This window comes from Myxococcus hansupus (genome assembly GCF_000280925.3).
Taxonomy (GTDB): domain Bacteria; phylum Myxococcota; class Myxococcia; order Myxococcales; family Myxococcaceae; genus Myxococcus; species Myxococcus hansupus.
On record NZ_CP012109.1, the window covers coordinates 9,475,525 to 9,490,432 of the forward strand.

A 14,908-nucleotide genomic window follows, 5' to 3' on the forward strand; every position below is an offset into this window, starting at 1 on the left:
TGCCCTAACCGGCGCGCGCGCGGCGCGCCGCGACGATGTCCCGGAACGAGCGACTGCGGAGCTCCTCCAGGGTGAGGCCCGCGGCCAGCACCTCCTCCTGGGTGAGCGCACCGCAGCTCAGCCCGCGCAGGAAGAAGTTGAGCAGCCCCTGCCCGGTGGCCGCGTCATCGAAGACGTCACCCACCAGCGTGGCCTGCGCGGCCTTCTCCATGAACGCCTGGAGCCTGCGCGACGCCGCGTCCAATCCATCCAGGAAGAACGCGTACACGGCCGCGTAGCGCACGGGGAGCTGCGCCGGGTGCAAGTCCCAGCCTTGGTACCAGCCGCGCTCCAGTGAATGCCGGATGTGCCGGTACGACACCTGCCAGGCGCGGTGGATGGCCTCCTGGTTCTCCCGGCGCTCGGTGGGCAGCAGCGGCTCGTCCTTGCGGGCCCGGTGTGGCGGGACGGGCATGACGTTGGTGGCGCCGTCCGCCAGCCGGATGCCCGTCCCCGCGAGCGACACCTGCACCAAATCCCGCAGGAAGTCGCAGGCTGGGTGCAGCATCGTCTGCGTGTGCGCGCTCACGCCCAGCGCCGCGGTGTAGTCGTACAAGCCCAGGTGGACGCTGGTGCAGCGGCCCTCGCTCGCGGCCACCAGCGTGGGCAGGTGCAGTCGGCCTTGGGTATCGAAGAGGGCCTGGGGCGTCTCCACCATCAGCTCGATGCCCACCGCGCCCACCGGCAGCCCGTGCCGTGTCTCCAGCACCTCCAGGACGCGAGCGAGCGCCTTCACCTGCTCCGGCAGCGACACCTTGGGCAGGGTGACGACGAAGTTCGGCGGCAGCTTCCCGCCCGTGCGCTCCAGCAGCGTGGTGAGGAACAGGTCCAGCGTGCGCGTGGACCGGTCGAACAGCTCCTCGGTGAAGGACTTCACCCGGATGCCGATGAAGGGCGGCAACAGCTCCTGGGCCAGTCCGCGCGCCATCTCCTCCGCGGCGGACACGGCGTGGCCGTCCTCCTCCGCGTCGGTGCGATGTCCGTAGCCATCCTCGAAGTCGATGCGCAGGTCCTCCACGGACTCGCGTTCGAGCTTGGCCACCACGCGGGCGTAGACGCGCTGGGCGAAGCGGCCGCGCTGGGGCAGCCCCAGGCCGTGCGCCAGCACGGGCGAATCCGGCGCGTATTCCTTCAGCGTGCTCAGCGCGAGCGTGCCCAGCTTCCGGGCCGTTTCCGCCCGGAAGAGGTGCGCGCCGCCGTACACCACGTGCACCGGCTGCCGCTGTGCCGAGTCACCCGGGTACGTGCGGTCAAAGGCCGCGTTGGCCTGGCGCAGGGCCTCCCGGACGCCCGAGAGGCTCTCCACAGTCAGGGACGTCTTCACGGCTGACGCTTCAGCCACGCGGAGACCTCGGGGGTGCAGCGCTCACGCAGCGCCACGTCCTGGGACAGCCGCTCCAGCGTCTGGGCCGTGGCCTGCTGGGCCTCGGGGATGGGCTGGGCCTTGAGCAGGGCCTGCATCTGCTCCAGGTGCTGGCGCGTGCGCAGCAGGCCCATGGCCTCGACGATGCGGCGCAGCAGCATGGGGGCGCCGCCGGTGCGGGCCACCACGTCCTTCCACTGCGTGCGCATCTGCTCCCACCACGCCTCGCGGCCGGTGCGGTTGCCCAGCAGCCCCGCCACGAAGCTGGACACGTCCTGCGTCTTCACGGTGTCCGTGTAGAGCAGGCCGCGCGCGCGCTCGGTGAGCGCCGGGTCCTCGAAGGCGGTGAGGGCCAGCAGGTAACGCCGCTGCGTGGCCGGGTCGGGCTCCGACGGGAGCTTCTGGAGGAAGGCGTCGAAGAGCGCCGCGTCGCCCGCGCGCGCCACCATGCCCACCGCGGCGTCCAGCAGGTTGGGCTCCAGCGCGTCGCGCTCGCCCTGGAGCATGCGCGCCACGCGGGGCTTCGCCTCGGCGAGCGCTTCCTTCCCGCGCGCCAGTCCACCCACCGCGCGCACCAGCGCCGCGCGCCGCAGCTTCACCCGGTCCGCTTCGTTCGGCGCCGCCTGCCAGCCCAGCTTCTTCAGGCCGGGGCCCAGCAGCTTCTCGACCCAGGCGCGGAAGCGCACCTGGTCTTCGCCGTCCACCAGCCGGCCTTCGATGTACGCGAGCCGTCCCACCAGCTCGTCCAGGACGGAGTCGTCCTCCTCGTCGCCGAAGCGGCCGGCCAGGTCCAGCATGTCCGCCACCGACACCTCTCCCGCGCGCACCAGCGCCCACTGGTCCGCCAGCAGGGAGATGCGCTCGGAGGGCGCCAGCGCCTTCAGGTTCGTGGCCAGCTTCTCCAGGCCCGGCTTGTCATAGGCCACCCGGTAGAAGCCGGTGGAGGCGGCGTTGGCCGTCAGCCACTTCACCTCGCCCTCGCCCTCCAGCTTCACCGTGGCCTGCGCGTCGCGCAGCAGCACGCGCTGCTCTCGCACGCCGCTGGCGTCCTGGTAGCGAAGTACGACGGGCACCGGCCACTTCTCGCCGCTCGTCACGCCGGGCTCGGAATAGAAGCGGCGCTGCGACAGCGACAGCGAGCGCCCGTCCAGCTTCACGGAGACGAGCGGGAAGCCGCTCTGGCCCACCCACGCGGTGGCCAGCTCCTCCACGGGCTGCTTGGCGGCCTCGCCCAGCGCGTTCCACAAGTCTTCCTTCACCGCGTTGGCGCGTGCGTGCTTGCGCATGTACTGCCGGATGCCCTCGCGGAAGGGGGCCTCGCCGAGGAAGCCCTCAATCATCCGCAGCACCGCGCCGCCCTTCTCGTACGTAATCGCGTCGAAGCTCTCACCGGCCTCGCCCGCGTTGCGCACCTCGCCGTGGATGGGGTGCGTGGACTTGAGCGCGTCCAGGTGCAGCGCGCTGGCGCGGTGCGCGTCGAAGTCCAGCCACATGCGCCACTCCGGGCGCCACTGGTCCACAATCTTGAACGCCATCCATGTGGCGAAGGCCTCGTTCAGCCACAGGTCGTCCCACCACACCATGGTGACCCAGTTGCCGAACCACTGGTGCGCCAGCTCGTGCGTCACCACCTCCGCCACGCGCTTCTTCACCGACAGCGGCGCGGTGGCCGGGTCCAGCAGCAGCGCCACCTCGCGGTAGGTGATGAGGCCGGCGTTCTCCATGGCGCCCGCCTCGAAGTCGGGGATGCCCACCTGGTCCACCTTGGTGAAGGCATACGGCAGCCCGAAGTAGTCCTGGAGCTTGGGGAGCACCGCCAGCGCCACGTCCTGGCCAAAGCGCGTCAGGTGCGCCTTCTCCGGCAGCGCCCACGTGCGCACCGGGACGCCCTGCACGTCCTGCGCGTCGGTGCCCACCAGGGGGCCCACCACCAGGGCGATGAGGTAGCTGCTGAGCACCTCCGTCTCCTGGAACGTCACCGCGCGCAGGTTGCCCTCCTGCGTGTCCTTCACCACCGGGCCGTTGCCCAGCACGGTGAGGCCCTGCGGCACGCGCACGGTGAGGGCCCAGCGCGCCTTGAAGGCGGGCTCGTCGAAGCAGGGGAAGAGGCGGCGCGCGTCGGCGGCCTCGAACTGGGTGGCCGCCACCTTGCCCGCCTGGTACAGGCCGCGCAGGCCCTCCGTGAAGCGGCCCGTCCACGCGATGTCCAACGTCGCGGCGCCGGTGGGCAGCGCCTCGTCGAAGCGGAGCACCACCGTCTCGCTCGCCGCCACGGGCTGGATGGACGCGGGCTTGTGCTGCGTGTTGCCCGCGCGGAACGTCACCTCACCCAGCTCCAGGGCGATGGCGTGCAGGATGATTTCCTTCGACGGCGCCGACAGGTCCAGCTCGAGCGTCTGCTGGCCGGAGAAGGACTTCGCGTCCAGGTCCAGGGTCAGCGTGGCCGCGTAACGGCGGGGACGGATGGAGGTCGAAAGGCGGAAGTTCTTGTCTTCGGTCGGGTGCGCCATAGGGATGCGGAATCTAGCCTCCGCGCCGCCGCCTGCCTGGACTTATGTCAGGGGTGTTTTCAGCCACACCCTTGGCGGCCCCGGAAAGCCGTTGTCTGGCGGGGCGGGGCACGAGCTGATGGAAGAGGCTGGATTCCCGCTGGAAGAAGCCTTCCGTGTGGAAGGAAGACGGCAGCTCCAGCAGAAGAAAGTCCAAGTGGTGACACAGCTCATGCAGCAGGGTGCGCAGGTAGGTGCGGAAGGCCACCACGCGCGCGTGCTTCGCCGTCCGCATCCAGAGCTGGATGAGGGGACGTTGGCCTCGCTCCAGGGTGTACATGCCGTGCAGCTCGCCGGTGGAGGAGGACGGGCGGACCTCCAGGACCTCCAGCCGGGTCCTCACCACGCCGAGCCGCTCGCACAACGCGTCGCTCAGGCGGGCGGTGGCCTGCTCCGTGTCCTCCACCCGGCCCGTGGCCAGCGCCTCGCGCAGCGCGGTCACCAGGGGCTCCAGCGTCCGGGGCTCGCGCAGGCGGAGCGCGTGGACCGAATCACTCATCCGGTAGACGCGTTGCTGCGCGTGGCTGAGGTTGTCGAAGTAGGCGAAGGTCACGGGCGCGAGTCGGTTCCAGACAGCTTCCCACTCGCGCCCGCGACTGGCTACAGCCCGCCAACCTCCAGCGCGCCCCCCAGCCCGGGGAAGGGCTTGGTGAGCAGGGCCTGGAAGACGATGTCCTCCAGGCGAATTTGCGCCGGAAGCTGCGGCAGCGTGAGGCCGGAGCGGACCACGGTGTTGCTGACGATGACCCAGACACGCCGGCGGCCGATGGCGCTCTTGAGCGCCGGAGCGTCGATGCGCACGGGCGTGCGGGAGTTGGGCTGGAAGTCCCGCTGCGGGAGGATTTCCGCCGCCGTGTCGTAATAGGCCGGCCGGTTGAAATCCGTGTACAGCCGCGGGTTGTCCGGCGTGGCGCTGCCGGTCAGCGACAGGCGCGCGGCCGTGCGCAGGGTGAGCGTGGGGGACGGGTTGACCACGACGAGGCTGGCGGCGACCTCGTTGACGACGATGTCCAGGTTCTGAGTGTTGACGGACTCCTCCGGCAGGTCGAGCGCCACCTCCGCGTAGACGGGCTCCAGCAGCGAGGTGACGGGCACCACCTGGTCGAAGGGCTCCGTCTGGATGGCGATCTCCGCCGAGCACGCGGACAACAGCAGCACGCAGGGGAGCAGCAGCAGGGCGCGCATCATCGGAAGCTCCAGGACAGGTCGACGACGGGGAGGACGGGCAGGCTTTCACCGGGAAGCGCCGGGTCGCTCATGTCCACGTAGGTGGCGCCCAGCCCCAGGCCGAAGTGCTCACCGCCGTAGCGGATGCCCGCGGCGGCGCGCAGGGTGGAGCCGCCCTTCACGCGCACGCCCGCTTCACCCACCACGGACCAGTGCCCGGAGAAGTTGAAGGCCACCGCGCCGGTGAAGGAGAGGTAGTCCGACGTGTAGATGCCGTAGCGCGCCTCGCCCTGCACCAGGAGCGGGCCCAGCGCCATGCCGTAGACGGCGTAGAACGACGGGCCGGACAGCTCCGGCTCGAAGCGCTGGAGCGCGGGCGTGTCCGCCTCCGACGTCACGATGCCCGAGTAGACGGAGGCGCCCACGAAGCGCGTGTAGCGCGCGCCCAGCACGAAGCGGTGGGATCCCGAGGCCATGGCCCAGCGCACGCCCAGGTTGGGCGCCAGCAAGGCGTTGGCATACAGGGACGTGTCCACCGCGAAGCCCGCGAACAGCGGGATGGCCGTGCGCTGGAGCCCCAGGACGGGCGCGTCGATGACCTCCGCCGCGTCCGTGGTCAGCAGGCGCGCGGTGTTGGTGCGGACGCCGCCAGCATCATCTTCGGCGGCGGCGAGTGAGGGAGACAGCAGGGCGGCGAGCGCCCAGGCTGCGAAGGGATGAGGTTTCAAGCCACGCGCCCCAGGAAGGAGGAGTGGGCCCCACGTTACGGCGAATCCGCCGCGCGCCGAATGCCTGCTCGCTTCCGCGCCCACGAACTGTCGGGTGGCACGCCCGAGCAGTCACGGGCGACCTCCCCGTGGGCGTGTGGTCTCGCGCGGTCCGTGTGGAAGCGGCGCGCGAGGCAGGACAGGCGGTGTTCTCGTTTGCAGCCCACTGGATGCGGCACATACCTTCCAGGCCCGTGGAAGGACCTCCAGCGCCAGGGGACGTGTCGAACCGGCATCCGCGCGAGCGGGTGTTGGCGCTCTTGCGCTTGTACGGCTGGAACGCCACGTCGTTCCAGGTGCTCCAGCCCATCTACCATTACTGGTTCGACCCGGCGGGGGACGCGTGCGTGGCGTACGTGGACACCGGCGGCGCCTGGGTGGCCGCCGGGGCGCCCATCGCTTCGCAGGAGCGGCTGGCCGCGGTGGCGGAGGGCTTCCATGCGGCGGCGCGGGCGGCGGGCCGGCGCGTGTGCTTCTTCGCCACGGAGGCGCGCTTCCATGAGCACGTGCCCATGGCGTCGCTGTCCATTGGCGAGCAGCCCGTCTGGGACCCGGCGAACTGGGACGCCGTCGTGCGTGGCAGCCGCAGCCTGCGGGAGCAGCTTCGCCGCGCACGGGCTCGCGGCGTGACGGTGCGCGAGGTCCCCGCCGCGGAGCTGGAGAACCCGCGCAACCCCGTGTCCTGGGCGGTGGCGCAGTTGAAGCGGCGCTGGCTGCTTTTCCGGCGCATGGCCCCCATGGGGTTCCTGGTCAAGCTCCACCCCGACGACTTCGCGCGCGAACGCCATGCCTTCCTGGCGGAGGTGGGCGGCAAGGTGGTGGGCTTCCTCTCGGTGGTGCCCGTGTACGCGCGGGATGGCTGGTTCCTCCAGGACCTGCTCCGGACCGCGGACGCGCCCAACGGCACCTCGGAGTCCCTGGTGGACGCGGCCATGCGGGCCGCGGCGGACAGGGGGCGGCGCTACGTGACGCTGGGCCTGGCGCCGCTGTCCGGGCCCGTGCGGCCGTGGCTGCGGCTGGCGCGGACGTGTGGCCGGCCCCTCTTCGACTTCGAGGGCCTGCGCGCCTTCAAGGCGAAGTTCCGCCCTGATGCCTGGGTGCCCCTCCTGCTGTCCTATCCAACGCCGCGAGGCGGACTGCTGGCGGTGTACGACGCGCTGCGCGCCTTCGCGCAAGGCAGCCTGCTGCGCTTCGGCGTCGCCACCTTGCTGCGCAGGCCCAGGCTGTTGGTGCACGCGCTGGCCGTGTTGCTCGTCCCCTGGACGGTGCTGCTCGCGCTGCCCGCCACCGCGCGGTGGTTCCCCTCCGTGCAGGTGCAGTGGGCGTGGGTGCTGTTCGACGTGGGCCTGACGGTGGGGCTGTTCTCCCTGGTGCGCCGCTGGCGGGACTCCCTGGCCACGGCGCTGGGCGTCCTGACGGCGGCGGATGCCTGCCTGACGTTCGCGCAGGCCGTCACCTACAACGTGCCCCTGGCCCAGGGGCTGCTGGATGGCGCCATCATCACCCTGGCCGTGCTCGCGCCCGCGGCGGCGTCCGGGCTGCTCTTCGCTTCCCGGGACTTGAGCCTGCCTGGGCGCTAGATGAACGCGCCGCTGTCGAGCGGCTCGTCCTCGGTGGGGACGGTGGCGCCGTGGCCGGGATGCAGGAACACCTCGCCGTGGTCCACCCGCGCCACCAGGTGGAAGCTCACCATGTAATCGCGGCTGGGCGGCCAGCCCTGCTCCAATTCGAAGTGCGTGTCTCCAATCTCCACCACGGTGCCGAGCCTCCGGCCGTGCTCGTCCCGCACCGCCATTCCCTCGCGCAACTCACCCGGATCCCACATGACGCCCTCCTGGATTGTCTTCCCTTGAGGAAAGATGCACGCGCCGGGGGTGTTCGGCAGCCCACGCAAGGTGTCTGCCATTGCTCCATTGATGGACATTCCCGGGAACGGACCCTGGACCGCGGCTCCGGTACAGTGCTGTTTTCAGGAAAGAACTGACCCCAGCCACGGTGCCGCGACTTCCTCGCGGTGTGCCCGGTGTCTGGTGGGGAGGGGAGACCATGCGCCCGCCGTGTGGCGTTGCACTGTCGCTCGCCGTCCTGCTGTTCGCCCATTCCGGGCAGGCTCAACCCCAGGACAGGGAGGTGGTGTCCTCGCCCGCTGACCTGCCACCCGGCGTGTCCGCGGTGCTGTGGAAGCTGTCCGTCCCGCCCCACCTCGCTCCCACGCCTGAGCGCGTGCTCCTGGGCGAGAAGCTCTTCAACGACCAGCGGCTGTCGGTGGACAACACGGTGTCGTGCTCCACCTGTCACGACCCGCGCCTGGGCTTCGCCGACGCCAAGCCGGTGTCCGAGGGCGTGAAGGGGCAGAAGGTGACGCGCAACAGCCCCACCATCCTCAACGCGCTCTTCAATGCCTCCCAGTTCTGGGACGGCCGCGCCTCCACGCTGGAGGACCAGGCGAAGCTGCCCATCCTCAATCCTCGGGAGATGGGCATGCCCGACGAGGCGGCGGTGGTGGCCAAGGTGAAGACCATTCCGGAGTACGTGCGGGACTTCCAGAAGGTCTTCAACCGCGAGGTGAACTTCGACGACCTGGCGGTGGCCATCGCCGCCTTCGAGCGCACGCTCTATTCGGGCAACGCGCGCTTCGACCGCTTCATCACCGGCGACGCGAAGGCGTTTTCCGCCGCGGAGCGCCGGGGCTGGGCGCTCTTCAACGGCAAGGCCCGCTGCAACACCTGCCACGCGGGCAACGTGGTGTCGCCGCTGTTCAGCGACCAGAAGTTCCACAACATCGGCATCGCGGCGCACAAGACGGACTTCCCGCAGCTCGCCCGCGAGGGATTGAAGGTCGTCCGCACCGGCGACGAGAAGCAGATTGACGAGCTGGCGCTGGAGACGCGCTTCTCCGAGCTGGGCCGCTTCCTGGTGACGAAGCAGGAGAACGACGTGGGCGCCTTCAAGACGCCCACCCTGCGCAACATCGCCATCACCGGTCCGTACATGCACGACGGCTCGCTGGTGACGCTGTGGGACGTCATGGACCACTACAACAAGGGCGGCGTCCCCAACCCGTACCTGGACGGCGGCATGCAGCGGCTGGGGCTGACGGAGACGGAAATCGACGACGTGGTGGCCTTCCTGTTCACCCTCACCGACGAGCAGTTCGTGAAGTTCGCCACCCAGGAGCAGGCCCGGCAGCGCGGGCTGAAGAGCAAACGCCCGGAGCGCGATACCGCGGTGGCCATGGGAAAGAAGGGGAACCTGGGTGACCTGGCCCCCAACCCGGACCTGGCGGTGAAGAACCCGGCGGACATCGGTGTGTACGGCACCGAGGCCCAGGTGAAGCCCGCTTCGACGTCCAAGCCCTAGGAGACGCCGTCATGGGGAACAAGTTCCGCAGCATCGAGACGAAGCACTACGCAGAGCGCGACGCCTTCTTCGATGACTTGAAGAAGCTGGACCGCCGGGCCTTCCTCCGCGTGGCGGGCATCTCCGCCGGCATCGCCGCGGGCATGGGCTTGCGCACGCCGCACAGCTTCCAGTTGGTCAACGTGGCGGAGGCGCAGGGGACGAAGCCGCGCTTCTCCTTCGCGTACATCTCCGACACGCACCTGTACGAGAAGAAGCTCAACGACCGCTTCGTGCGCGCCATCCTCAAGGCCGTGGATGACGTGAATGGCCTGGACCCGCAGCCGGACTTCGTCCTCTTCGGCGGAGACCTGGCGCAGTTGGGCAAGCCGGGCGAGCTGAAGCTGGGCGCGGAGATTCTGAAGAGCGTGAAGGCGCCCATCCGGATGATGACGGGCGAGCACGACTGGTTCCTCGACATGGGCGAGCTGTGGACGGACCTGTTCGGCCCGCCGAACTATTCGTTCGACCACAAGGGCGTCCACTTCGTGGTCCTCAACTCCATCCTGGAGAAGGACTTCTGGACGGAGCGGGGCCTGTCGCCCGAGGAGCGGATGCAGATTGTCGCGGGCCTGGACAACGGCATCCAGTCCCGCTTCGAGGTCGGCGCGCCGCAGCGCGAATGGCTGCGTCAGGACCTGGCGAAGGTGAACAAGGCGACGCCCATCATCGTCTTCAGCCACTCTCCGCTCTACAAGTACTACCGGCCCTGGAACTTCTGGACGGACGACGCGGACGAGGTGCAGGCCCTCTTCAAGCCGTTCCAGACAGTGACGGTCATCCACGGGCACACGCACCAGCTCCTCAGCAACCGCATTGGCAACATGAGCTTCCACGGCATGTTGTCCACCGCGTGGCCCTGGCCCTACGCGCCCGAGGGCCTGCCTCAGTTGACGGTGCAGATGAACCGCTCGGACCCCTTCAGCCAGTTCGACGGCTGCGGTGACGGGCGGATGGACGTGTTGGAGTCGGGGATGGTGGACAAGCTGTACAACCTCTGGGAGCGCAACCCCATCTCCGTGCGCGCGAGCTACCTCGCGTCGGGTGGGAAGCGGACGTGCCGCCCCGGACCAAGCTGCCGAGCTACTGAGCGCGAGGGACACCATGACCTTCCGGATGAAGCTGCTTGTGGGAACGGGTGCCGTGCTGTCGTTCGCGGGGGCGTGGCGCTGGCCACCGGCCCGTGTCGCCGCCCGCGCGGGGCACCCAGGCGCCCGAGGTGAAGAAGCACGAGCTACCGGTGTCGAAGGACGGCAACCTCGTGGTGGGGCTGTGCGACGGCGAGACGTCCATGGAGGTGAAGGGCGTCAAGGCTGGCGAGTCACTGACGCGCGCCCAGGCCCAGCACGTGTCGGGCGCGCTGATGGAGGAGTGGCTGCGCAAGAATCCCAACGCCCACTGGGACGCGGTGCCCCTGGTGGCGCAGGCGCCCGCGCCGGGCTCCACCACGCCGCGCACCCAGCAGCCGCGCACGCCCGCGCCATCCAAGGGCACGGTGCGTGAGGGCGGCGTGACGCCGGAGAGCGGCGGCGCGGAGGTGAAGAAGCAGCAGGCGGTGCCCATCCAGGACGGCCACACCTACGGCGCGTTCTCCGACCGGGACGAGGCCATCTGGGCCGCCTCCACCGAGCAGTTCGTGGATGAGGGCCACCGCGTGTTCCATGACGCGCAGGCCATTGGCGGCACGGTGGGAATCTCCTGTGACATGTGTCACCCGGACGCGTCCAACACCCACCCGGAGACGTATCCGAAGTACCAGGTGCAGCTCGGCCGCGTGGCGCTGCTGCGCGACATGATCAACTGGTGCATCGAGAACCCGGTGCGCGGCAGGCCGCTCGCGGATGGCGACCCGCGCATGCGCGCGATGGAGGCGTACATCTACGCCAAGCGCAAGGGCGTGAAGCTGGAGTACGGGAAGAAGTAGGCCCGCTCAGCGCCCCAGGCCAGGGACGGCGCCACGCGTTCGCTGGAAGAGCCACCGGGGCTCCCACAGGAAACGCGTGGCCTGCACCACCTGCGGGTGGCCCAGCAGCACGGCGAGCAGCGCTCCCGCCACCAGCGCTAGCGCGACGCCCAGCGGCCCTTGGAGGTGCGCGAAGGCGCCCGTGGCCTCGGCGCCTCGTACGAAGAACCCGTGCAGGAGGAAGGCCGCCAGGCTCCTCCCGCCGAAGCGCGTCAGTGCGCCCTCGTTGCGCGGGGCGAGCGTGAACAGCGCCCACGTCAGCGCCAGCGCGCCGCAGAAGAGTGTCAGTCGTGTCGCCATGCCGGCGAGCGCGGGGTTCCCAGCGCGGCATACCCGCTGCTTCCGTACAGCCATTGCGTGTTGGGGGCCGGCAGCCAGCCCAGGGCGATGGTGCAGACACCCACGCCCAGCCCAGCGGCCACGGCGGAAGGCCAGCGCGACGCGCCAGGTCCGCGAAGCCGAGGACGTCAGCAGCCAGGTTCTGGGCATCAGGTGCCCCGCGACGAAGCAGGGCAGGAACACGAAGGTCCGCGACAGGCTGAACGGGTAGCCCACCCAGGCCAGCATCCCCGCGCCGAGCGACAGCGCGACGGCCCAGGTCAGCGGTTGGGGCAGGCGCCGCAGCAGCGGGAGGACCCAGCGCCAGCTCGCGAGACTCACGAGGAACCACAGCAGCCAGTACGGCTGAATCCCCCAGTGCGGACTCCACTCGCGGCCGAGCACCCACACGTCGAAGGCGACGTACAGCACCTGGAAGACGGCCAGCGGCGCGAGGAGCCCCCACCCGATGGCCTCCAGCGCCTTCGCGCCCGTCTCCGCGCGCGACAGGTGGCCGGAGAGGAACGCGAAGGCGGGGATGTGGAACAGGTACAGGCCGGAGTAGAGCGCCCTCGCCAGCGGCTCACGCGTCAGCAGCGGTTCGAGCGCGTGCCCCATCACCACCAGGAGGATGAGGAGGCCACGCACGTTCTCGAACAGCGGGATGCGGCCAGCGGTCGTCACGCCTCAATAGAGAAGCCCATTTTGAGGCTGCACGGGAGCGGGAAGCTTCGTTTCCCCCAGCATCTGGCGCAGGTTGATTTCAATGGTCCTGCACAGGGCCGTCATGGGGGTATCGCTGACGTCGTCCTCGAACGGCGTCTCGATGTCCCGGCCCACCGCATCCAGCCCGATGAAGAGGAACGCGATGACGGCGGTGACGAACGGGGTGAGCCAGCCCAGGTCCGCCACGACGCCCAGGGGCAGGAGCACCAGGTAGGCGCGCGTGATGGCCAGCAGAAGGATGTCGTACTGACGGGGCAGGGGCGTGTTCTTGATGCGCTCGCACGCGCCAGCAGGTCGGTCAGCTCGGACAGCGTCCGGTCCATCGTCACGTGCAGGAACATCACCTTCTGCGTGTCCGACACCTGCCCGTAGATGCGGCGCAGGCGCGTGCCCATCCAGAGAATCAGCGCGGAGGGGACGTTCTGCTCCTCGCGCAGCGCCTCGATGACCTCGGGCCGGAAGAAGGGGACGATTTCTGGCAGCGGGTCCTGCCGCCGCAAGTGGCAACGCATGGCGTTCACGAAGCCCATCTGCGCGTACACCAGCTCCCGCGCGTCCTCGGTGACGTCTCCGTGCATGTTGGAGATGACGCCGCGGGCCTCGCCCTGGGCCTCGCCCGAGTCACCGAACTCCGCGATTTTGGCCCGGGGGCTTCCCTGCTCCGGGTGAACGCGCGCCTGGCCGAACTGGTCGCGAACCGCGCCGTCGCTCGCCCGGGTCCCCGCCACCGTCAACACGGAGCCGCCACGCTCCACCGCGGTCTTCAGCAACGGTGAGACGGGCGACGGCAACTCCAGCCCCGCCGGCGTGCTGCCCCCGTTGGTCTCCGGGTTGGGCAGCAGCGTCAGCACCTGACGGGCGAAGGTGCGCGACCAGTTCACCACGCCGCCCCAGAGCGTGCGTGCCTCCCACCAACGGTCGTACGCGGAGCCGTTGCGGAAGGCGAGCAGCACGCCCAGCGCCGCCGCCAGAATCGATACCGGCATGGCGGGGACGGCCATCCACGATGCGTCGAACACGCGGTAGCCGATGTTCACCGCCAGCGCGAACAGCACGTGAATCGCAACGGCTTTGCCGGTGTAACGCAGGATGATCTGCCAGGACAGCCTCCGGCCGACAATCATTCGAGGAATGCTCCAAGTTGGGTGAGGGTGCCTTGCGCAATGCGTCTAATGACGCGAACGCGGATCGGCAACGCGCGCCACCCCGTCCGCCGCGCGCGTGTGTCCTGCGGCGCGCGGACGAACCTCGGAGTGTCCGGGAACGAGCAGAGCCGCTACCCGGGTCCCTGGAACCCCCGGAGCGGAACGTGAGCACGAGCGTGTCGCGGTGGCCCGTCCCTCCAGGGGCTGGATGGGCGTGCTCTCGTGGATGACGCGGGCGTCATCGAGCAGCAGCGCGGACCAGGGCTCCGTCAGCGTGAAGCGCAGGCCGTTGGGGCCGTCGGCCTCGAAGACGCGCTCGCCGCCCTTGATGTTCTCGCGGCCCACGAGCAGCACCGCGACGAAGTCCACGCCGTCCCGGTGCGCGCCCTCCGGCGTCGGCCGGCCGATGCCGTCCGGTGTCGATGCGGAACTGGTGGGCTTCGACGAACCAGGGGCGCTCGCCCTTGAGCTGGGAGCAGGTGGCGGCGATGCCGCGAATCAGCCCGCCCACACGGGACGAGACACGACGTCCGGTTGCACGGGTTCGAACCAGCGTTCGAGCCCGCCGTGCAGCGCGTTGTATTCCACCGGCTGCCAGTGCGCGCGGTGTGGCACCTGCGTCACCGATGCGCCGTCCACGATGAAGCAGGCGTGCCGCGCGAGCGGTAGCGGCCGCCGTCCCGGAGGAAGCCGTCCAGGGGCAGGTCGTTCCAGGACGGTGGCAGGGCGTCCAGCGCGGAGGACACGAGCCCGGCGAGCTCGCAGAGGCCGTCGCGTCCGAGCACGGCGTAGCCGCGCTCTCGCAGCGCGGCGGGGACTTCGGTCGCGGGGATGATGGGAGGCTGAAAGCTCATGGCGGTCGTCGGATTCAGAGAGGGGTGTTCGCCGAAGGCGCGGGGGGCGGGCGGGGGTGGGGACGCCTGTTTCAAGGACTCGCGGAACGCGCCGTCCCGTGCCGCCACGCACACGGTGTAGCCGTCCAGGGCGCCGCAGGTGACGCGGTCGCCCAGCCGCTCGAAGAGGGCCGCTTCGCCGCGTCGACCACGTAGACGGTGTCCTCCGCGAGGCGCCCGTGCTCCACGTCGTCCATGAGCGCGGCGCAGACCTCCGCGACGCGGGGCTCGTTGAGCCGGGCGGAGTACCCGCTGTTGGTCGTCAGGCCCCGGCGGTAGGCGAGGTCCCCGAAGCGCACGTAGGTGTGCTCCGGGAAGCCGTTCTCCACAGGGCCGCTGCGAGCCGAGAATGACGGGAGGCACCAGCGTCACCTGTCGGTAGGCCGCGTCCACGCGCTCCCATTCCGGGGCCTGGAGCCGTGGCCAGGGAGCGCCCACGAACATCCTCTGGGACCAGGCGTCCGGAGCGTCCACGACCTGGAGCAGGACCGCGCCCAGCAGCAGCGCGGTGGCCACGCCGGGCCGCTGCCGCCAGCGCCAGAGGACCCACGCCACGCCCCTGTGAGGAGCAGGTAGTAG

At 70.1% G+C, this 14,908-nt stretch carries 13 protein-coding genes and 2 pseudogenes; 4 read left to right on the forward strand and 11 right to left on the reverse strand.

Annotated elements, in window-relative coordinates:
- Positions 1-4: 4 nt before the first annotated feature.
- Genes A176_RS37490 through A176_RS37510 form a run of 5 tightly spaced genes read right to left on the reverse strand, consistent with a single transcriptional unit; the run spans position 5 to position 5,846 of the window.
- Positions 5-1,363, reverse strand: coding sequence for a DUF6986 family protein (locus tag A176_RS37490; protein WP_002638018.1), 1,359 nt, complete (start codon positions 1,361-1,363; stop codon positions 5-7).
- Positions 1,360-3,912, reverse strand: coding sequence for a M1 family metallopeptidase (locus tag A176_RS37495; RefSeq protein WP_002638019.1), 2,553 nt, complete (start codon positions 3,910-3,912; stop codon positions 1,360-1,362). Before A176_RS37495 ends, A176_RS37490 begins: the two co-directional genes overlap by 4 nt.
- A gap of 13 nt (positions 3,913-3,925) precedes the next feature.
- Positions 3,926-4,504 carry a hypothetical protein gene (locus tag A176_RS37500; protein ID WP_002638020.1) on the reverse strand — a complete coding sequence of 193 codons (579 nt, stop codon included), beginning with the start codon at positions 4,502-4,504 and terminating at the stop codon, positions 3,926-3,928.
- Between the two features lie 47 nt (positions 4,505-4,551).
- Complete coding sequence (locus tag A176_RS37505) at positions 4,552-5,139, reverse strand: hypothetical protein (RefSeq protein WP_002638021.1); 588 nt, start codon at positions 5,137-5,139, stop codon at positions 4,552-4,554.
- Positions 5,136-5,846, reverse strand: coding sequence for a hypothetical protein (locus A176_RS37510; RefSeq protein WP_002638022.1), 711 nt, complete (start codon positions 5,844-5,846; stop codon positions 5,136-5,138). Before A176_RS37510 ends, A176_RS37505 begins: the two co-directional genes overlap by 4 nt.
- 260 nt (positions 5,847-6,106) lie before the next feature.
- Between A176_RS37510 and A176_RS37515 the strand changes: the two genes are divergently transcribed.
- Positions 6,107-7,465, forward strand: a complete 1,359-nt coding sequence (locus tag A176_RS37515; RefSeq protein WP_226994117.1) for a DUF2156 domain-containing protein — start codon at positions 6,107-6,109, stop codon at positions 7,463-7,465.
- Here A176_RS37515 and A176_RS37520 read toward each other — a convergent pair.
- Entirely contained in the window at positions 7,462-7,710 is a 249-nt protein-coding gene (locus tag A176_RS37520) for a hypothetical protein (protein WP_002638025.1), read from the reverse strand. The two genes, A176_RS37515 and A176_RS37520, sit on opposite strands and share 4 nt — an antisense overlap.
- Positions 7,711-7,931: 221 nt before the next feature.
- On the opposite strand from A176_RS37520, the gene A176_RS37525 reads away from it, so the two are divergent.
- The 3 genes from A176_RS37525 to A176_RS40485 are packed head-to-tail and all read left to right on the forward strand — an operon-like array spanning position 7,932 to position 11,208.
- A complete protein-coding gene (locus A176_RS37525; protein WP_021781179.1) occupies positions 7,932-9,245 on the forward strand; it encodes a cytochrome-c peroxidase in 1,314 nt (437 codons plus the stop codon).
- A gap of 11 nt (positions 9,246-9,256) precedes the next feature.
- The gene (locus tag A176_RS37530; RefSeq protein WP_144429689.1) at positions 9,257-10,507 is read left to right on the forward strand and encodes a metallophosphoesterase family protein; all 1,251 of its coding nucleotides are present in this window, start codon (positions 9,257-9,259) and stop codon (positions 10,505-10,507) included.
- The gene (locus A176_RS40485) at positions 10,468-11,208 is read left to right on the forward strand and encodes a c-type cytochrome (protein WP_226994118.1); all 741 of its coding nucleotides are present in this window, start codon (positions 10,468-10,470) and stop codon (positions 11,206-11,208) included. The genes A176_RS37530 and A176_RS40485 overlap by 40 nt, the downstream gene beginning before the upstream one ends.
- Before the next feature lie 6 nt (positions 11,209-11,214).
- Here the strand turns inward: A176_RS40485 and A176_RS37540 are convergent, their stop codons facing one another.
- From A176_RS37540 to A176_RS39200, 5 genes and pseudogenes are all read right to left on the reverse strand, one after another.
- Positions 11,215-12,249: an acyltransferase family protein gene (locus A176_RS37540; RefSeq protein WP_226994119.1), complete on the reverse strand. Its 1,035-nt coding sequence runs from the start codon at positions 12,247-12,249 to the stop codon at positions 11,215-11,217.
- Positions 12,250-12,252: 3 nt separating this feature from the next.
- Positions 12,253-13,415, reverse strand: a pseudogene (locus tag A176_RS41110) (bestrophin family protein).
- Positions 13,416-13,460: 45 nt separating this feature from the next.
- Positions 13,461-14,075 (reverse strand): annotated as a pseudogene (locus tag A176_RS40670) (2OG-Fe dioxygenase family protein).
- The gene (locus A176_RS40510; protein WP_226994445.1) at positions 14,057-14,290 is read right to left on the reverse strand and encodes a hypothetical protein; all 234 of its coding nucleotides are present in this window, start codon (positions 14,288-14,290) and stop codon (positions 14,057-14,059) included. The pseudogene A176_RS40670 and the gene A176_RS40510 overlap by 19 nt, the downstream one beginning before the upstream one ends.
- A gap of 71 nt (positions 14,291-14,361) precedes the next feature.
- A complete protein-coding gene (locus tag A176_RS39200; RefSeq protein ID WP_049872441.1) occupies positions 14,362-14,658 on the reverse strand; it encodes a DUF6311 domain-containing protein in 297 nt (98 codons plus the stop codon).
- Positions 14,659-14,908 lie beyond the last annotated feature (250 nt).